The organism is Pseudomonas sp. C9D1 (assembly GCF_056491235.1).
This window is the reverse complement of the sequence record NZ_JBSZIE010000001.1, coordinates 620673-638708: the sequence shown is the minus strand read 5'-3', so window position 1 is coordinate 638708 and position 18036 is coordinate 620673. Positions and strand designations below refer to the sequence as shown.

13 protein-coding genes and 2 pseudogenes are annotated in these 18036 nt (G+C 66.8%); 9 read left to right on the top strand and 6 right to left on the bottom strand.

The genetic code is table 11. From position 1 onward, the window contains the following. Nucleotides 1–65: 65 nt before the first annotated feature. Complete coding sequence (locus ACXI0U_RS02980; protein ID WP_265167775.1) at nt 66–977, bottom strand: E3 ubiquitin ligase family protein; 912 nt, start codon at nt 975–977, stop codon at nt 66–68. After that, nucleotides 977–1549, bottom strand: coding sequence for a LemA family protein (locus ACXI0U_RS02975; RefSeq protein ID WP_043241229.1), 573 nt, complete (start codon nt 1547–1549; stop codon nt 977–979). The genes ACXI0U_RS02980 and ACXI0U_RS02975 overlap by 1 nt, the downstream gene beginning before the upstream one ends. 201 nt (nt 1550–1750) lie before the next feature. Between ACXI0U_RS02975 and ACXI0U_RS02970 the strand changes: the two genes are divergently transcribed. The 8 genes and pseudogenes from ACXI0U_RS02970 (at nt 1751) to ACXI0U_RS02935 (ending at nt 13250) form a co-directional block, all read left to right on the top strand. Then, complete coding sequence (locus ACXI0U_RS02970; RefSeq protein ID WP_265167774.1) at nt 1751–3088, top strand: imelysin family protein; 1338 nt, start codon at nt 1751–1753, stop codon at nt 3086–3088. Between the two features lie 246 nt (nt 3089–3334). Then, complete coding sequence (locus ACXI0U_RS02965; protein ID WP_479549706.1) at nt 3335–4762, top strand: di-heme oxidoreductase family protein; 1428 nt, start codon at nt 3335–3337, stop codon at nt 4760–4762. A gap of 10 nt (nt 4763–4772) precedes the next feature. Further along, entirely contained in the window at nt 4773–5837 is a 1065-nt protein-coding gene (locus ACXI0U_RS02960) for an imelysin family protein (protein WP_043241239.1), read from the top strand. A 1-nt stretch (nt 5838) separates the two neighbouring features. Further along, nucleotides 5839–6933: a DUF1513 domain-containing protein gene (locus ACXI0U_RS02955; RefSeq protein WP_350447933.1), complete on the top strand. Its 1095-nt coding sequence runs from the start codon at nt 5839–5841 to the stop codon at nt 6931–6933. A gap of 99 nt (nt 6934–7032) precedes the next feature. Then, nucleotides 7033–7731: pseudogene (locus tag ACXI0U_RS02950) on the top strand (methyl-accepting chemotaxis protein); the annotation flags it as partial. Nucleotides 7732–7896: 165 nt separating this feature from the next. Next, nucleotides 7897–8664 carry a methyl-accepting chemotaxis protein gene (locus ACXI0U_RS02945; protein ID WP_423498470.1) on the top strand — a complete coding sequence of 256 codons (768 nt, stop codon included), beginning with the start codon at nt 7897–7899 and terminating at the stop codon, nt 8662–8664. A 342-nt stretch (nt 8665–9006) separates the two neighbouring features. Then, nucleotides 9007–10161 (top strand): efflux RND transporter periplasmic adaptor subunit, encoded by a 1155-nt coding sequence (locus tag ACXI0U_RS02940; RefSeq protein ID WP_431483593.1) that lies wholly within the window; start codon nt 9007–9009, stop codon nt 10159–10161. A gap of 24 nt (nt 10162–10185) precedes the next feature. Next, a pseudogene (locus tag ACXI0U_RS02935) lies at nt 10186–13250 on the top strand (multidrug efflux RND transporter permease subunit). Nucleotides 13251–13306: 56 nt separating this feature from the next. Here ACXI0U_RS02935 and ACXI0U_RS02930 read toward each other — a convergent pair. The 4 genes from ACXI0U_RS02930 to ACXI0U_RS02915 all read right to left on the bottom strand — a co-directional run bounded on the left by ACXI0U_RS02930 (nt 13307) and on the right by ACXI0U_RS02915 (nt 17142). Continuing rightward, nucleotides 13307–14011, bottom strand: a complete 705-nt coding sequence (locus ACXI0U_RS02930) for a lipopolysaccharide kinase InaA family protein (RefSeq protein WP_431484847.1) — start codon at nt 14009–14011, stop codon at nt 13307–13309. 388 nt (nt 14012–14399) lie between these two features. Beyond that, a complete protein-coding gene (locus ACXI0U_RS02925) occupies nt 14400–14624 on the bottom strand; it encodes a hypothetical protein (RefSeq protein ID WP_043241251.1) in 225 nt (74 codons plus the stop codon). Nucleotides 14625–15188: 564 nt separating this feature from the next. Further along, nucleotides 15189–16469 (bottom strand): sensor histidine kinase, encoded by a 1281-nt coding sequence (locus tag ACXI0U_RS02920; protein ID WP_271660142.1) that lies wholly within the window; start codon nt 16467–16469, stop codon nt 15189–15191. After that, complete coding sequence (locus tag ACXI0U_RS02915) at nt 16459–17142, bottom strand: response regulator transcription factor (RefSeq protein ID WP_184488727.1); 684 nt, start codon at nt 17140–17142, stop codon at nt 16459–16461. The genes ACXI0U_RS02920 and ACXI0U_RS02915 overlap by 11 nt, the downstream gene beginning before the upstream one ends. A gap of 161 nt (nt 17143–17303) precedes the next feature. On the opposite strand from ACXI0U_RS02915, the gene ACXI0U_RS02910 reads away from it, so the two are divergent. Then, nucleotides 17304–18032: a phosphatase PAP2 family protein gene (locus ACXI0U_RS02910; protein WP_479549705.1), complete on the top strand. Its 729-nt coding sequence runs from the start codon at nt 17304–17306 to the stop codon at nt 18030–18032. Nucleotides 18033–18036 lie beyond the last annotated feature (4 nt).

Below are 18036 nucleotides of genomic sequence, written 5' to 3'. Positions count from 1 at the left end.
GCCGGGCTACGGAGCTCGTAGGTTGGCGCCGAGCGCAGCGAGGCCCAACGCAGAGGCGCCAGGCATCACACCAGCCCCGTCACCTGCAGCAGGTACACGGTGGCCACCGCGCCGATGATGCACACGGCAGCCCCGCCCAGGGCCTGCCAGTAGAAGGAGCGTGCGAGCACGTCCTCGCCATGGCTGGAGAGCAGGAAAGGCCGCGACTCGCCCGGCTTGCGCAGGTGGTTGACCGCGGGCGCGGCGCTGGTGGAGCGGTGGCGGTCCTCGGCCTCCAGTTGGGCGGCGAGGCGCACGCGGTTCCACTCGGCCTCGTCCAGCTGGCCATCGCCGTTGCTGTCGAAGCGCCGCAGCAGGCCGCTGAAGTCGCTCTTCCATTCACGGATCACCGCACCCTGGGCTGCCGTGCCGTCGAAGCCCTGGTGGCCGGCACCGGCGGTGTGGAAATCACCGATGGCATAGAGCGGGCCGCCGAGGTGCAGGCGCTCCTCGGTGTAACGGTATTCGCCGCCCCCCAGCAGCATGCCGAGGAAACCGGGCTGCGCCGCGACATTGCGCGGGTGGCGCTGGTTGCCCTTCCACACCTCGCGGGTGGAGGGGCGCACTTCGGCGCCGCGCGGGTCGATCAGGCAATCGCCGGTGCCATCGCCCAGTTGCAGCCACTGGTCGCTGGTGCCGCTCTCGATCACCCGCCAGCTCTTGTTCTTGCCGCTCTCCTGGTACTCCTCGATACGGAAGCGCCACCACAGGCAGGGCTTGCCGGTGAGCGGCGCCTGCAGCTGGCCGAGGGTGGATTCCTGGAGGACGCCATAGAGCTCGACATAGCCCTGGGCGGCGGAGCGGATCTTCGAGGTCGGCGTATCCAGCAGGAAGCGCGCCTCGGACAGGCGCTTGAGGCACCACCAGCCGCCGCCGAAGAAGGCGCCGAGGCTGAAGGCCAGGCTCATCGCGAGCCCGGCGGCATCGCCACTGACCATCAGTTGAACAGCGACTTGAGGTCGACGTCGGCCTTCTCGGCCTCGCTGAACACCAGCAGCTCGGCGGGCTTGAAGCCGAACAGGCGGGCCAGCAGCACATCGGGGAACTGCTCGATGCGCACGTTGTTGAGGTTGACCGCTTCGTTGTACAGCTCGCGCCGGTCGGCGATGCCGTTCTCCAGGCCGCTGATGCGCTGCTGGAGGAACTGGAAGCTTTCGTTGGCCTTGAGCTGGGGGTAGTTCTCCGCCAGGGCAAAAAGCTGGCCCAGGCCGGCACGCAGGCCGCTCTCGGCCTGGCCCAGGGCGCCGACGTCGCCACGCTCACGGGCGCTGGCCACGGCATTGCGCGCGGCGATGACGTTTTCCAGGGTGGTGCGCTCGTGCTGCATGTACTGCTTGCAGGTCTCCACCAGCTTGGGCAGCTCGTCATGGCGCTGCTTGAGCAGCACCTCGATGTTCGACCAGGCCTTGGTCACGCCGTGCTTGAGGCGCACCAAGGCGTTATAGAGGGTCACCGCGTAGGCGGCGACCAGCAGGGCAGCAACGATCAGGGCGACACTGGTCAGGGACATGCGAGCAACTCCTTGGCTTCGGTGGAACAAGACTGCTGGCATTCTAACGTCAGCCCGGCTGGCGCATAGAGACCACGGGCACATCCCGCATCCAGGGGACGCTGCATCGGGCCTTTTCAAAAATGCAAATCTTTCGCATTATGTCGCGGTTTCTCGGGCGCAATTGCGCCACGTCCCCCACAACACGCAAAGGAATTCGCCATGAGTCGTATGCCCCTGGCTACTGCCAGCCTGCTTGCCATTGCCATCACTCTCGCCGGTTGCGGCGACGACAAGGACAAGGCCGCCGCACCGCAAGCCGCCGCTCCAGCAGCCGCCAGCAGCACGCCTGCCGCGACCGTAGCGAAAGTCGACGAAGCCGCCGCCAAAGCCGTGGTCAACCACTACGCCGACCTGGCCCTGGCCGTGTTCAGCGATGCCCACAGCACCGCCGTGAACCTGCAGAAAGCCGTCGACGCCTTCATCGCCAAGCCTGGCGACGACACCCTGAAAGCCGCCCGCGAAGCCTGGCTGGCCGCGCGCACCCCGTACATGCAGAGCGAAGTCTTCCGCTTCGGCAACGCCGTTGTCGACGATTGGGAAGGCGGCCTCAACGCCTGGCCGCTGGACGAAGGCCTGATCGACTACGTCGCCAAGGACTACCAGCATGCGCTGGGCAACCCGGGCGCCACCGCCAACATCATCGCCAACAAGGAAATCCAGGTCGGCGAAGACAAGATCGACGTCACCGAGATCACCGGTGAGAAGCTCTCCAGCCTGAACGAGCTGGGCGGTTCCGAAGCCAACGTCGCCACCGGCTACCACGCCATCGAATTCCTCCTCTGGGGCCAGGACCTGAACGGCACCGGCCCGGGCGCCGGCAACCGCCCGGCTACCGACTACGCCCAGGGCAAGGACTGCACCGGCGGCAACTGCGACCGCCGCGCCGCCTACCTGAAGGCCGCCACCGACCTGCTGGTCAGCGACCTGGACTACATGGTCGGCCAGTGGAAAGCCGGCGTTGCCGACAACTACCGCGCCAAGCTGGAAGCCGAACCGGCCGAATCCGGCCTGCGCAAGATGCTCTTCGGCATGGGCAGCCTGTCCCTGGGCGAACTGGCCGGCGAGCGCATGAAGGTCGCGCTGGAAGCCAACTCCCCTGAAGACGAGCACGACTGCTTCAGCGACAACACCCACAATTCGCACTTCTACAACGGCAAGGGCATCCGCAACGTCTACCTGGGCGAGTACAAGAAGGTCGACGGCACCACCCTGACCGGCCCGAGCCTGTCGTCCCTGGTCGCCAAGACCGACGCCGCGACCGACACCACCCTGAAGGCCGACCTGGAAGCCACCGAAGCCAAGCTGCAGGTCCTGGTGGACAGCGCCAACAAGGGCGTGCACTTCGACCAGCTGATTGCCCCGGACAACGCCGAAGGCAACCAGATCGTCCGTGACGCCATCGCCGCCCTGGTCAAGCAGACCGGTGCCATCGAGCAAGCCGCTGGCAAGCTGGGCATCAGCGACCTGAAACCGGACAACGCCGATCACGAATTCTGATCGACCCGGTAACAAGCGAAGCGGATGCGGCGCAACGCCGCATCCGCTTTTTTGTGGGCGCTCGTCAGCCCGCGCAAGAGCAGCGCAGGGCCGCTCCCCATGCGGGCCCCAGTTTCTTCCCCGGGCCTTTTGACGCACCCGCCCGAGCAGCGGATCGCCCTCATGGGCAAACGCAAATCCCTCTTATTTAATAATCCTTCGCCTGCTAACATTGCCCGCCTGTTTTCAGCCGACCGGACCCCGCCAATGCCCGCTTCATCGGCCTTGCGCCGCGCACTTCCCCTGCTGCTAGTACTTGGCCTGGGCGCTTGCGACGACGCGCCACGCTTCACCCAGGCAGAGCCGGGTGAGCACCTTTCCGGCGGCGCCACCACGGTCGACCAGAGTGACCGCAACGCCTTCTCGCTGCCCTCGGCCAACCTGCCGCCGAGCCGGCGCCTGGACTTCAGCGTCGGCAACAGCTTCTTCCGCAATCCCTGGGTGATCGCGCCCTCCTCCACCACCGCCCGTGATGGCCTGGGCCCGCTGTTCAACACCAACGCCTGCCAGAACTGCCACATCAAGGACGGCCGCGGCCATCCGCCCGAGCCGGGCGCGATCAATGCCGTGTCCATGCTGGTGCGCCTGTCCATCCCGGCCGAAGCCAAGGCCGAGCACCAGCGCACCCTGGAGCGCCTGGGCGTGGTGCCCGAACCGGTGTACGGCGGCCAGCTGCAGGACGTGGCCATCCCCGGCGTCGCCCCGGAAGGCAAGGTGCGCATGCGCTATGAGACGGTGCCGGTGACCCTCGCCGACGGCACCCGTGTGGAGCTGCAGAAGCCGACCCTTGAAATCACCCAGCTCGGCTACGGCCCCATGCACCCGCAGACCATGTTCTCCGCCCGCGTCGCCCCGCCGATGATCGGCCTGGGCCTGCTGGAGGCCATTCCCGAAGCCGCCATCCTCGCCAACGTGGGCGTCTCGAAGGACAAGCCCGCCGGCATCGTCGGCCGCGCCAACCAGGTCTGGGATGACGCCGCCGGCAAGACCGTGCTCGGCCGCTTCGGCTGGAAGGCCGGCCAGCCCAGCCTCAACCAGCAGAACGCCCACGCCTTCTCCGGCGACATGGGCCTGACCACCAGCCTGCTGCCCCGCGACGACTGCATGCCCGCCCAGGTCGACTGCCTGGCCGCGGTCAACGGCGGTGTGCCCGAGGTCAGCGACAACATCCTGCGCCTGGTGCTGTTCTATGCCCGCAACCTGGCCGTGCCCGCGCGGCGCCAGGTGAACGACCCGCAGGTGCTCGACGGCAAAGGGCTGTTCCACCAGGCCGGCTGCCAGGGCTGCCACGTACCAAGCTTCACCACCGGCAGCGATGCCGCCGAGCCGGAGCTGGCCAACCAGGTGATCCGCCCCTACAGCGACCTGCTGCTGCACGACATGGGCGAGGGGCTGGCCGACGGCCGTCCCGAGTTCCAGGCCAGCGGCCGCGACTGGCGCACCGCGCCCCTCTGGGGCATCGGCCTGACCGAAGCGGTCAATGGCCACACCCGTTTCCTTCACGATGGGCGCGCCCGCAACCTGCTCGAGGCCATCCTCTGGCACGGCGGCGAGGCCGAGACGGCGAAACAGACCGTCATGCGCTATGACGCTGGACAGCGAGCCGCGCTGCTGGCATTCCTGAATTCCCTTTAAGGAGCCCTGCATGTTCAGACCCAAACTGCTCTTCACCAGCCTCGCCGCCCTGGCTCTCGGCGCCTGCGCCCCACAGGACCCGCAAGCCCAGGCCACCGCTGCGCTGGCCAAGCAGGTGATCCTGCCCACCTACAGCCGCTGGGTGGAAGCCGACCGCGCCCTGGCCGCCAGCGCCCTGGCGTTCTGCTCCGGCAAGGAAGAGCTGGACAAGGCCCGCGCCGATTTCCTCGTGGCACAGAAGGCCTGGGCCGAGCTGCAGCCGCTGATGGTCGGTCCGCTGGCCGAAGGCAACCGCGCCTGGCAGGTGCAGTTCTGGCCGGACAAGAAGAACCTGGTGGGTCGCCAGGTCGAGCAGTTGGTCAAGGCCAAGCCCGACATCGACGCCGCAGGCCTGGCCAAGTCCAGCGTCGTAGTGCAGGGCCTCTCGGCCTACGAATACATCCTCTTCGACAGCAACCTGGACCTGGCCGACCAGGAACAGAAGGCCCGCTACTGCCCGCTGCTGGAAGCCATCGGCCAGCGCCAGCAGAGCCTCGCCGAGGAAATCCTCGCCTCCTGGAACAGCAAGGACGGCATGCTCGAGCAACTGAGCAAGTTCCCCAACCAGCGCTATGCGGACTCCCACGAGGCCGTCTCCGAGCTGCTGCGGGTCCAGGTCACCGCCCTGGACACCCTGAAGAAGAAGCTCGGCACGCCCATGGGCCGCCAGACCAAGAGCCAGCCGCAGCCCTACCAGGCCGATGGCTGGCGCAGCGACACCTCCCTGGCCAGCCTGGGCGCCAGCCTGCTCAGCGCCGAGCAGCTGTGGCAGGGCGCCGACGGCAAGGGCATCCGCAGCCTGCTGGGCGATGACCAGAAGGCCCTGGCGGAGAAGATCGACGCCGCCTATGCCGACGCCCGCGCCAAGCTCGAAGCCCTGGACCCGCCGCTGAGCAAACTGCTGCAGAGCGAGGAAGGCCTCAAGCAACTGAACGTCTTCTACGACAGCCTCGACGTGGTGCACCGCCTGCACTCCAACGAGCTGGCCCGCGTCCTCAACGTGCAACTCGGCTTCAACGCCAACGATGGTGACTGATATGTTCCGCCGCCAGGTACTCGCCCTCGGCAGCCTGCTGCTCGGCGCCGTGACGCTCGGCGGCTGGACCCTGAGCCGCAAAGGCCGCGACCCGCTGCTGCTCTCCGCCCGTGACGATGCCGACGGCGGCCACTACGCCGTCGGCTACCGCCTCGACGGCACCCAGGTGTTCGCCACCCGCGTGGCCCAGCGCTGCCACGACATCGTCGAGCACCCCAGCGAAGCGGTGGCCCTGTTCGTCGCCCGCCGCCCGGGCACCGAGAGCTACCTGATCGACCTCACCGACGGCAGCCTGCTGCAGACGGTGAAGTCCCTGCCCAACCGCCACTTCTATGGCCACGGCGTGTTCCACAAGAGCGGCGAGTGGCTCTACACCACCGACAATGACACCAGCGACCCGGGCCGCGGCCTGCTCGGCGTCTATGCCTACGCCGACCGCCGGCTGGTCCACCAGGGCGAGCTGTCCACCCACGGCCTGGGCCCGCACCAGGTGTCCTGGATGCCCGACGGCGAGACCTTCGTGGTCGCCAACGGCGGCATCCGCACCGAGGCCGAGAGCCGCGTGGAAATGAACCTCCACGCCATGGAGCCGAGCCTGGTGCTGATGCGCCGCGACGGCAGCCTGATCTCCCGCGAGACCCTGCCCCAGCAGATGAACAGCGTGCGCCACCTGGCCATCGCCGCCGACGGCACCCTAGTCGCCGGCCAGCAGTACATGGGCGACGCCAGCGACCACGCCGATCTGCTGGCGATCAAGCGCCCGGGCCAGCCCTTCCAGCCCTTCCCCCTGGCGGACGAGCAGCGTCTGTCGATGGCCCAGTACACCGCCAGCGTCGCCATCCACGACGAGCTGCGCCTGGTGGCCCTGACCGCCCCGCGCGGCAACCGCTTCTTCATCTGGGACCTGGACAGCGGCGCCGTGCGCCTGGACGCGCCCCTGCCCGACTGCGCCGGCGTCGGCGCGGTGAAGGACGGCTTCGTGGTCACCTCCGGCCAAGGCCGCTGCCGCCTCTACGACTGCCGCAAGGCCGAGATCGCCGCCGCTCCACTGCAACTCCCCGCCGGACTCTGGGACAACCACCTGCACCTGGCCTGACCCCTGCATTTCGTCGCCGCGGCCTAAACGAACGGTCGCGGCGGCCGACCTATACTCCATCTGCAACCCATCCCTCCCACGTCCCCGAGGCGTAATCCCATGTCCCTGCAAACTTCCCTGCGAGGCCAGCTACTCGCGTTGTTGGGCGGCAGCCTGCTGCTGATCCTGGTCATAGCCTTGACCTGCTTCAACTTTCTATCTGGAGGGATCCAGTCCTACCGCAACCTGGTAGGCGGCACGCTGGAGGCGTCGAGCCTCGTCGACAGCGCCAACGTCGAATTCAAGGGCCAGGTGCAGGAATGGAAGAACGTCCTCCTGCGGGGCAAGGATTCGGCTGCCCTGTCCAAGTACTGGGGCCAGTTCGAGGACCAGGAGCGCAAGGTGCAGGACATCCTCGGCAAGCTGGTCAGCGAGGCCCGCGAGCAGGGCGACTCCAGCCTGCAGAGCCAGGTGGAGCGCCTGCGCAACGAGCACCAGAGCCTGGGCGCTGCCTACCGCAAGGGCCGCGAAGCCTTCCTCGCCGCCGGCGCCGACCCGAGTGCAGGCGACAAGGCCGTGCAGGGCATCGACCGCGCCGCCAGCGAGCAGATGACGGCCCTGGTCACCCAGCTGCATGACCGCGGCACCCAGCAGTCCGCCGAAATCAGTGCCAGCGCCACCAGCACCGTGACCACCGGCCTGGTGGTGATGCTGGTGTCCAGCGTGCTGATCGGCCTGCTGGCGATCTGGCTGATCAACCGCCGCCTGATCGACCCGATCCGCAACCTGATCGACCACATCGCCCGCCTCAGCCAAGGCAACTTCGGCGAGCGCGTCGACACCAGCCGCCGCGATGAGCTGGGGCGCCTGGCCAATTCGGCCAACGTTCTCCGCGACTTCCTCGCCGACACCTTCAACCGCCTGAAGCACAGCACCGCCGAACTGGACAGCGCCAGCGGCGAGCTCAACGCCATCGCCACGCTGATGGCCGGCGGTACCCGCGAGCAGTTCTCGCGCACCGATCAGGTGGCCACGGCGATGCACGAGATGTCCGCCACCGCCCAGGAAGTGGCGCGCCACGCCGCCGACGCCGCCCGCGCCGCCGACGATGCCGACAGTTCCGCCCAGCAGGGCGAGCGGGTGATGCAGGCGACCATCCAGAGCATCACCGGCATGCGCGGCGAGATCGACTCCACGGCCGAGGTGATCCGCCGCCTGGAGAACGACAGCGGCCGCATCAGCAAGGTGCTAGAAGTGATCCGTGGCATCGCCGAGCAGACCAACCTGCTGGCGCTCAACGCCGCCATCGAAGCGGCCCGCGCCGGCGAGCAGGGCCGTGGTTTCGCCGTGGTCGCCGACGAGGTACGTACCCTCGCCCAGCGCACCGCCGAATCCACCGCCGAGATCCACCAGATCATCGACACGGTGCAGACCGGCGCGGTGAACGCGGTGCGCGCCATCGAGAACGGCCAGAACCGCAGCGAGCAGAGCGTCACCCAGGTCACCGAGGCCGGCGCCATGCTGCAGCGCATCACCGGTGCGGTGGAAGCCATCCGCGACATGAACCGGCAGATCGCCACGGCGGCCGAGGAGCAGACCTCGGTGGCCGAGGACATCTCGCGCAACCTCACCGAAATCACCGCCATCGCCGTCACCAACAACGAAAATGTGCAACGCACCGAGGCGGCCAGTACCCGACTGCACGAGCTCTCCGGCGAGCTCAACGGGGTCACCCGCCGCTTCAGCGCCTGACGCGTTTCCCGGCACAGGGATGTGCCTTGCCCCGCCCCGGCCGGTAGCACCTGCCGCGCCAGCGCCCTGACCGGGTTGCACCCTGCGCCCACCGCCCAGCCGCCCCTGGCGTCCAGCGTGCTTTTCCACAGCAAACCGCACGGGCTCCCGGCGGCCGTTTCCAGCTGGCTGAAATGAGGCGATCCGTGGCGATCTCCGGCGATCTGCAAGTGCCCAAATGGGCATCGTGCCAGCATGTAAACTTTTGCAATTCCGCGCCTTTGACTTGCCCCCGCCAGTGGTACTAAGGTGCACCCCTCGCCTATTCCCAGGCCTCAATCTGCCTTGCCAAGGAACCGGAATATGTTGCTCCGCCGCATGCTCATCATGCTCGGCGTGGTCATCCTCGTGGTGGCTGCGCTCGCCGCTTATAAAGTCTTCTCCATCAAACAGCAGATCGCCATGTTCACGGCGCCGAAACCGGCCATCAGCGTCTCGGCGGCCAAGGCCGTGGAGCAACCCTGGCAGGAACGCCTTCCGGCCATCGGCTCGCTCAAGGCGTTCCAGGGCGTCGACCTGACCGTAGAAGTCGGTGGCACCGTGCAGGACGTGCTGTTCCGCTCCGGCGAGAAGGTCACCCTGGGCCAGCCGCTGATCCAGATGGACAGCGACGTGGAGAAGGCCAGCCTGGCCACCGCCGAGGCGACCCTGGCCCTGGCCCGCGTGGAGTTCGAGCGCGGCCGCAGCCTGGTGAACCGGCAGAACATCTCCAAGAGCGAGTTCGACCGCCTGTCCTCGGAGCTGCAGAAATCCACCGCCAGCGTTGCCCAGCTGAAAGCCATGCTGGCGAAGAAGCGCATCGTCGCGCCCTTCTCCGGCACCATCGGCATCCGCCAGGTGGACGTGGGTGACTTCCTTTCCTCCGGCACCACCATCGCCACCCTGCAGGATCTCGGCACCCTGTTCGTCGACTTCTACCTGCCCGAGCAGGCGGTGCCCAAGCTCGCCATCGACCAGCGCGTGCGCATCAACGTGGCCGCCTACCCGGGCGAGTTCTTCGAAGGCACGGTCGCGGCGATCAACCCCAAGGTCGAGGACAGCACCCGCAACCTGCAGGTCCGCGCCATGCTGCAGAACCCCGACAACAAGCTGCTGCCGGGCATGTTCGCCAACCTCGAAGTGCTGCTGCCGGGCGACACCGCGCGCATCGTCGTGCCGGAAACCGCCATCACCTACACCCTCTACGGCAACTCGGTCTACGTGATCGACGCCAAGAAGGGCGAGGACGGCCAGGTGCAGAAGGACGACAAGGGCGAGCCGATGCTGGTGGTCGAACGCCGCTTCGTCGAGACCGGAGCGCGCCGCGACGGCAAGGTCGTGGTGCTCAAGGGCCTCAAGCCCGAGGAGCAGGTGGTGACCGCCGGCCAGCTGAAGCTGGACAACGGTTCCCATGTCGCCATCGCCGATGACCAGGCCCTGCAGCCGCAAACGGACAAACAAGCCAGCGCCGGGCAATAAGGCCCGACGCCAAGGAATACCGATATGGCTTTTACAGATCCCTTCATCCGTCGCCCGGTACTGGCGACCGTGGTCAGCCTGCTGATCGTGCTGCTGGGCTTCCAGGCCTTCAGCAAGCTGGTGATCCGCCAGTACCCGCAGATGGAAAACGCCCTGATCACGGTGACCACCGCCTACCCCGGTGCCAACGCCGAGACCATCCAGGGCTACATCACCCAGCCCCTGCAGCAGAGCCTGGCCAGTGCCGAAGGCATCGACTACATGACGTCGTCGAGCCAGCAGAACCTGTCGATCATCTCGATCTACGCGCGCATCGGCTCGAACTCCGATCGTCTCTTCACCGAACTGCTGGCCAAGGCCAACGAGGTGAAGAACCAGCTGCCGCAGGATGCCGAGGACCCGGTGCTGTCCAAGGAGTCGGCCGACGCTTCGGCGCTGATGTACATCAGCTTCTACAGCGACGAGCTGTCCAACCCGCAGATCACCGACTACCTGTCGCGGGTGATCCAGCCCAAGCTGGCCACCCTGCCGGGCATGGCGGAAGCGGAGATCCTCGGCAACCAGGTCTTCGCCATGCGTCTGTGGCTGGACCCGGTGCGGATGGCCGCCTACGGCGTCACCGCCGGCGACGTCAGCGATGCCGTGCGCAAGTACAACTTCCTCTCGGCCGCCGGCCAGGTGAAGGGCGAGTACGTGGTGACCAGCATCAACGCCACCACCGACCTCAAGTCCCCCGAAGCCTTCTCCGCCATTCCGGTGAAGACCCAGGGCGACAGCCGCGTGCTGGTGCGTGATATCGCCCGGGTCGAGATGGGCGCCGAGAACTACGACTCCATCAGTTCCTTCGATGGCATCCCCTCGGTCTATATCGGCATCAAGGGCACCCCCAGCGCCAACCCGCTGGATGTGATCAAGCATGTGCGCGAGATCATGCCGGAGCTGGAAGCCCAGCTGCCGCCGAACCTCAAGGTCTCCATCGCCTACGACGCCACGCGCTTCATCCAGGCCTCCATCGACGAGGTGGTGAAGACCCTGGGCGAGGCAGTGCTGATCGTCATCGTGGTCGTGTTCCTGTTCCTCGGCGCCTTCCGCTCGGTGCTGATCCCGGTGATCACCATCCCGCTGTCGATGATCGGCGTGCTGTTCTTCATGCAGCTGATGGGCTATTCGATCAACCTGCTGACGCTGCTGGCGATGGTGCTCGCCATCGGCCTGGTGGTGGACGACGCCATCGTGGTGGTGGAGAACATCCACCGGCATATCGAAGAGGGCAAGACCCCCTTCGATGCCGCCATCGAGGGCGCCCGCGAGATCGCCGTGCCGGTCATTTCCATGACCATCACCCTGGCGGCGGTGTATGCCCCCATCGGCTTCCTCGACGGCCTTACCGGTGCGCTGTTCCGCGAGTTCGCCCTGACCCTGGCGGGCGCGGTGATCATCTCCGGCGTGGTCGCCCTGACCCTGTCGCCGATGATGTGCTCCAAGCTGCTGCGCCACGAGGAGAACCCGAGCGGCCTGGCCCACAAGCTGGACATGATCTTCGAGCGTCTCAAGCGTCGCTACCAGAGCGCCCTGCACGGCACCCTCAACACCCGCCCGGTGGTGGTGGTGTTCGCGGTCATCGTCATGGCGCTGATCCCGATCCTGCTGATGATGACCAAGAGCGAACTGGCCCCCGACGAGGACCAGGGCATCGTGTTCCTCATGGCCAAGGCACCGCAGCCGACCAACCTGAGCTACCTGAACGCCTACACCGACGAGTTCGTGGACATCTTCAAGTCCTTCCCCGAGTACTACTCGTCGTTCCAGATCAACGGCTTCGACGGTGTTCAGGCGGGTATCGGCGGCTTCCTGCTCAAGCCCTGGGATGAGCGCGAGCGCACCCAGATGGAGCTGCTGCACGAGGTCCAGGGCAAGCTGGACCGCATCCCGGGCCTGCAGATCTTCGGCTTCAACCTGCCGTCGCTGCCGGGCACCGGTGAAGGCCTGCCCTTCCAGTTCGTGATCAACACGCCCAACGACTACGAGTCGCTGCTGCAGGTGACCGAGCGCATCAAGCAGCGCGCGGAAGCCTCGGGCAAGTTCGCCTTCCTCAACGTCGACCTGGCCTTCGACAAGCCGGAAGTGGTGGTGGATATCGACCGGGAGAAGGCCGCGCAGATGGGCGTCTCCATGGAAGACCTGGCTCCACCCTCGCGCTGCTGCTGGGTGAAGGCGAGATCAACCGCTTCACCATCGACGGTCGCAGCTACAAGGTGATCGCCCAGGTGGAACGCGCCTACCGCGACAACCCGGACTGGCTGAACAACTACTACGTGAAGAGTGAAAGCGGCGCCATGGTGCCCCTGTCCACGCTGATCTCGGTCCACGACACCGCCCGCCCGACCAAGCTCAAGCAGTTCCAGCAGCTGAACTCGGCGATCATCGAGGGCTTCCCGGTGGTGAGCATGGGTGATGCGGTGGAGACGGTGACGCAGATCGCCCGTGAGGAAGCCCCGCGCGGCTTCGCCTTCGACTACGCCGGCGCCTCGCGCCAGTACGTGCAGGAAGGCAGTGCGCTCTACGTGACCTTCGGCCTGGCCCTGGCGATCATCTTCCTGGTGCTGGCGGCGCAGTTCGAGAGCTTCCGCGATCCGCTGGTGATCCTGGTGACGGTGCCGCTGTCGATCTGCGGCGCGCTGATCCCGCTGTTCCTGGGCATCTCCAGCATGAACATCTACACCCAGGTGGGCCTGGTGACGCTGATCGGCCTGATCAGCAAGCACGGCATCCTGATCGTGGAGTTCGCCAACCAGCTGCGCCGCGACAAGGGCCTGAGCGCCAGGGAGGCCGTGGAAGAAGCCGCGTCCATCCGCCTGCGCCCGGTGCTGATGACCACCGCGGCGATGGTGTTCGGCATGGTGCCGCTGATTCTCGCCAGCGGCGCGGGCGCGGTGAGCCGCTTCGACATCGGCATGGTGATCGCCACCGGCATGTCCATCGGCACGCTGTTCACCCTGTTCGTGCTGCCCTGCGTCTACACCCTGCTGGCCAAGCCGGACCCACGGCCCGCCACCCAGCCGGAGGCAGAGCCCGCCACCAGCCATTGAGCCACGCTGAACGAAAAAGGCCCCGCAGATGCGGGGCCTTTTTCATTCAAGGGCCGTCAAAGGCGGTGCAACGCCTCCACGCGGCTGCCGAAGGCGCGCTCGTAGGCGGCCAGCAGGCAGGCCCAATCATCCTCGCGAATGGCCGAATGACGCTTGATCTGGCCGACGTCGTTGAAGGCCGCCCGGGCGTGGGCGAAGCGACGGCGGCTCTTCTCCAGGTCGAGCAGGGCGATCTCCACCGATGCAGGGCCCTCCTCGTCTCCGAGCCGGATGAACACATGCTTGGGATAGAGGCAGCCGTGCTGCCAGCCACCCCGGTGCAGCCGCGCCAGCACCTCGGCCACCTGTCCGAGGACCCGCTCGCGCTCCGCCAGGGTCTCGGGCCGCCCTTCCACCGAGGCGTACCAGCGCTCGAAGTCGATGAAGCCGTCCAGCGCCTCGGTCACCAGCAGTGCTTGCCAGCCGGCCTCGCCGCCACGCCGGGCGCCACAGAAGACCAGCCGTGGCACCCTCACGCCGAGGCGCTCGAACGCACGGATGGCGTCCCGTTCACGGAGCACCGTCGGGCGTCCGAAGGGGTGCAGCACGCTGCGATAGAGGTGGCCACACTGGCGCTTGCTATACAGCACGGCGCCGTCCTCGCGGCGCACCCGCTCCACCCCGCTCTCACCGCCCCGTCGCAGGTTCGGTGCTTCGACCCATTCCCCACGCCAGTTCCAGAAGCGCTCGAACGGGTCGTCCACATCGCTCGCCAACGCAATCACAGCTGTCTCCATCAGACCATCCCCTCCGTTTATCGCCTGGTCGGTCGCAGTCTCCGTCGAGATCCAGACCACCCAGGGGGGCAAATGACTCACGCCCTTTTTGATGTCGCTTGCGGTAACAGGAACGTGCACTCGGTAACCCTGTGCACGGCGGCAAGCCCGGACTCAAGTCACCCCATGGAGCAACGATGCCTCTATTCCGGGCGGTAAACCGCAGCAACCCTACTATCGCCAGTGGGTGAACAGTAGGTCTGCAAGGTCCATACCGTTGCAGGAAATCGGCGCTGGAGGAACGAGAAAAGGTGCGTGGCGATCACGGAATGACGGCGGCGGCGCAAATGAAAAGCCCCGCATGCGCGGGGCTTGGATGTCTACGGGACGCTTCTCAGCCTTGCGGCCCCATGCCCTGGGACAGGCCGAACATCAGCAGCAGCAACTGCTTGTCCGGCATGACATCAGCCTTGTGGCGGGCGTTCGGTGGCAGGGGACAGTAGCCCAGGCCATTGACGCTGATGACCGACGGCGATGGCTCATGCCAGGCCGCCGCGGCGATGGAAGCGACGCCCAGAGCTCCGACGAGGAACAAAGCTCGCGTTATTTCTAACTTCATGATCGCAACCCCTTGATAGCGCTGCCAAACGCTGTGTCTTCACACTAGTTCAATAGTTCACAGTCCGCTTTTTCGAAGTGACGAATGGCATACCTGCGGTAATTCCCACCCGTCGCGGCTCTTGTCCTTAAGCAGCAGCGCACCTCTCAACCCACCTGTTCGCCGCCGTGTGCGGCATCGCCGGCTTTCACAACCGTCAGTTGGCAGACGGGCGAGGCTAGCAGCGATTTATTGCAAATAAGTGTCATTTCATCGCTGGCGCCGGCATTCCCGCCCAGCGGTCAGCACCCTGCGCCTGCCCCTTGAGGTAACAGAACAGGCACGAGGTAACCCTTATGCCCACTTGTGGGGCCCGGCTAGGACCACGGATAGGTCGCCAGGTTTCATGACACCCCCGGTGCAGACGCCTGCGTGCCCTCCCCCCGGACATCGCCGGTGCTACCCCGGTGCAATGGGAGCCGGACACTGCAAGGTCCGTACCTTCGCCGCGCCTCACGACTGCACAGGGCCACCAGCTTCTGCCGGCAGGCGTCATGCTGCCGTGATGCCGATGTGAAAAAAACGTCAGCCCACAGAGGCGACCAGGTCGACGCGGAAGTGGCAACCACCGGAGGCGGACGGCGTCAGGCTGACCACCCAGCCCTGGCTCTCGCAGATGCGCTTGACCAGCGACAGGCCCAGCCCGAGACCGTCGCCACGTTGCTCCAGGCCACGGACGAAGGGCAGGAACATCGCCTCGCGCTGCTCCTCGGGGATACCGACACCGCTGTCCTCGACGCTGAAGCCGCGCGCGTCCAGGCGCAGCTCGATGTGACCCGATTCGGTGTAATGCAGGGCATTGCGCAACAGGTTGCCCAGCACCGAACGCAGGAAAGCGGCATTGAAGCGGGTTTCCAGAGGGTTACCGGGCTGGTAGTCGAAGCGCAGCCCCTTGGATTCGATGGGGCTCCGCCAGAGGGCGACAAGCTCGTCCGCCAGGCCGCCGAGGCTGGCTCGCGGCACCCCCTCGCCGCCCTCGCGCTGGGCGCGGGCGAGCATGAGGAAGGTCTGCACCAGGTCGCGCATCTCCTCGCTGGCGCGGCCGATACGGCGCACCTGCTGGCGCGAGCGCTCGTCGAGGCCGGTGTTTTCCATCAGCAGCTCGCAGGAGGTGGCGATCACCATCAGAGGCGTGCGCAATTCATGGCTCACATCGCTGGTGAACAGGCGCTCGCGGGTCAGGGCATCGCGCAGGCGGCCCAGGGTGTCGTCGAAGGCCTGGGCCAACTGACCCACTTCATCCGAGGCGTAGTCAGGCGCCAGGGGCGGGGCCAGCCCCAGCAACTGGTCACGGTGACGGACCTGCCCGGCCAGGCGCACCACCGGTGCGATGACCTTGCGCGCCAGCAACCAGCCCAGCAGCGCCGAGAGCAGCACGCTGAGGATGAAGCCCACCAGCACCACGCCGTAGAGTGCCTGCTCACGGTCCTCGAAATCACTCTGGTCCTGCAGCAGGACGTAGCGGTGGCCGTCGATGTCCCGCACCAGCGCGTGGAACGAGAGCTGGCCTTCGAAGAGTTCGTGGAAGCCCGGCGCCAGCTTGGCGTATTCGGCGGGCAAGGCGTAGGGGCCGGTGCCCTCGCCGAAGTAGAAACGGGTGTCGCTGTCCAGGCTCGGCGCCCGGCCCTTGGCGAGGTTCTCGTAGAGGATGCGCTCCAGCTCGTTGTTCAGGTCGCGGGAGATCAGCTGTTCCTCGATCAGGTGCACCACTTCGATGATGCCCAGCGAGAAGGTTCCCCCCACCAGCGCCGTCATCAGGGTGAAGGCGATGACGATGCGCCGCGCGAGGCTCTGCCTAAACTCCATCGGCCGACTCCGCCAGGCGGTAGCCGAGGCCGTGCAGGGTGTGCAGCAGGGGTTTGCCGAAGGGCTTGTCGATCACCTGGCGCAGTTGGTGGATGTGGCTGCGCAGGCTGTCGCTGTCCGGGCAGTCGTCCCCCCAGAGCGCCTCTTCCAGGGCTTCGCGGCGGACCAGGTGGGGGCTTTTCTGCATCAGCACGGCGAGCAGCTTGAGGCCGATGGGGTTGAGCTTGAGCGGCTTGCCGGCACGGCTGACTTCCAGGGTGTCAAGGTCGTAGCTCAGCTCGCCCACCTGCAGGGCACGCTTGCCGCCGCCCTGGGAACGCCGCAGCACCGCTTCGATGCGCGCCGCCAGCTCGGACAGGGCGAAGGGCTTGACCAGGTAATCATCGGCGCCGGACTTGAAGCCTTGCAGGCGGTCGTCCAGCTCGTCCCGCGCGGTGAGCATGATCACCGGCGTATCGCGCCGCGCCTCGTCGCGCAGCCGCCGGCACAGGGCGTAGCCGTCCAGCCCGGGCAGCATGATGTCGAGAACGATCAGGTCGAAGTGTTCGGTGGCGGCCAGGTGCAACCCGGAAAGGCCATCCTGGGCGCAGTCGACGCTGTAGCCCTTGAGCTCCAGATAGTCGGCCATGTTGGCCAGGATGTCGCGATTGTCTTCCACCAGCAAAATCCGCATCTGCAGCTCTCCCGCCTCATCGATTTCCCGGCCCGCTCGGGGCCCCAGGCGCCTTTGACAGTTTTTTCACCCGCGGTTCACGGAGCCACCACGGCGGCCACGGCAGATTACGCCCATTCCCTGGCCTGGCAATCCCCCGCCCCGCACTCCGGAGACACCGCATGCCCCCTTCCCTCCCCTCCCGCCCGCTCGCCTATGGCTGGGCCCTGGGCCTGCCCCTGGCGATCATCCTCGCGCTGCTGGTGATCGAACCGACGCGACTCGACTTCGCCCTGGCGGACCTGTTCTACCAGCCGAGAACGGGCTTCATCGGCGCCCACAGCTTCTTCCTCGAGGACGTGATGCATGACCGCGCCAAACAGGCGGTGATCGCGGTGGCGCTGCTGGCCCTGGCCGGGTTCGTCGCCAGTTGCCTGTATCGCCCCTGGTACGGCCTGCGCAGGCGCCTCGGCTACCTGGTCCTGGCGATGGGCCTGTCCACCGCGATCGTGACGCCGCTGAAGGCGCTGACCGCCGTGCACTGCCCCTGGGACCTGACCCGCTATGGCGGTGTGGAGACCTACACCCCGCTGCTGGCCGAACGCGCTCCCACCGCCAAACCCGGCCGTTGCTGGCCGGGCGGCCACGCCAGCAGCGGCTTCACCTTCTTCGCCCTGTACTTCCTCCTGCGCGACCGCAATCGTCGTCTCGCTCGCCTGGCCCTGGTGGGTGCCCTGGCCCTGGGCGGGCTGTTTTCCATTGGGCGGATGATGCAGGGCGCGCACTTTCTCTCCCACAACCTGTGGACGGCACTGCTGGATTGGCTGATCTGCCTGGGCTGCTACCGCTTCATGCTCTATGCGCCCCGGGTCGACGAGGCGCCACAGACGGCCACGGAATTGGCGCCCTGATAGC

Excerpts from the sequence above, each read along its gene's own strand:
- ACXI0U_RS02945 (WP_423498470.1), top strand. The coding sequence starts at position 7,897 with ATGGCCGGCGGTACCCGCGAGCAGTTCTCGCGCACCGATCAGGTGGCC.
- ACXI0U_RS02920 (WP_271660142.1), bottom strand. The coding sequence starts at position 16,469 with ATGGAGTTTAGGCAGAGCCTCGCGCGGCGCATCGTCATCGCCTTCACC.
- ACXI0U_RS02910 (WP_479549705.1), top strand. The coding sequence starts at position 17,304 with ATGCCCCCTTCCCTCCCCTCCCGCCCGCTCGCCTATGGCTGGGCCCTG.
- ACXI0U_RS02960 (WP_043241239.1), top strand. The coding sequence starts at position 4,773 with ATGTTCAGACCCAAACTGCTCTTCACCAGCCTCGCCGCCCTGGCTCTC.
- ACXI0U_RS02925 (WP_043241251.1), bottom strand. The coding sequence starts at position 14,624 with ATGAAGTTAGAAATAACGCGAGCTTTGTTCCTCGTCGGAGCTCTGGGC.
- ACXI0U_RS02955 (WP_350447933.1), top strand. The coding sequence starts at position 5,839 with ATGTTCCGCCGCCAGGTACTCGCCCTCGGCAGCCTGCTGCTCGGCGCC.
- ACXI0U_RS02940 (WP_431483593.1), top strand. The coding sequence starts at position 9,007 with ATGTTGCTCCGCCGCATGCTCATCATGCTCGGCGTGGTCATCCTCGTG.
- ACXI0U_RS02980 (WP_265167775.1), bottom strand. The coding sequence starts at position 977 with ATGGTCAGTGGCGATGCCGCCGGGCTCGCGATGAGCCTGGCCTTCAGC.
- ACXI0U_RS02965 (WP_479549706.1), top strand. The coding sequence starts at position 3,335 with ATGCCCGCTTCATCGGCCTTGCGCCGCGCACTTCCCCTGCTGCTAGTA.
- ACXI0U_RS02915 (WP_184488727.1), bottom strand. The coding sequence starts at position 17,142 with ATGCGGATTTTGCTGGTGGAAGACAATCGCGACATCCTGGCCAACATG.
- ACXI0U_RS02975 (WP_043241229.1), bottom strand. The coding sequence starts at position 1,549 with ATGTCCCTGACCAGTGTCGCCCTGATCGTTGCTGCCCTGCTGGTCGCC.
- ACXI0U_RS02970 (WP_265167774.1), top strand. The coding sequence starts at position 1,751 with ATGAGTCGTATGCCCCTGGCTACTGCCAGCCTGCTTGCCATTGCCATC.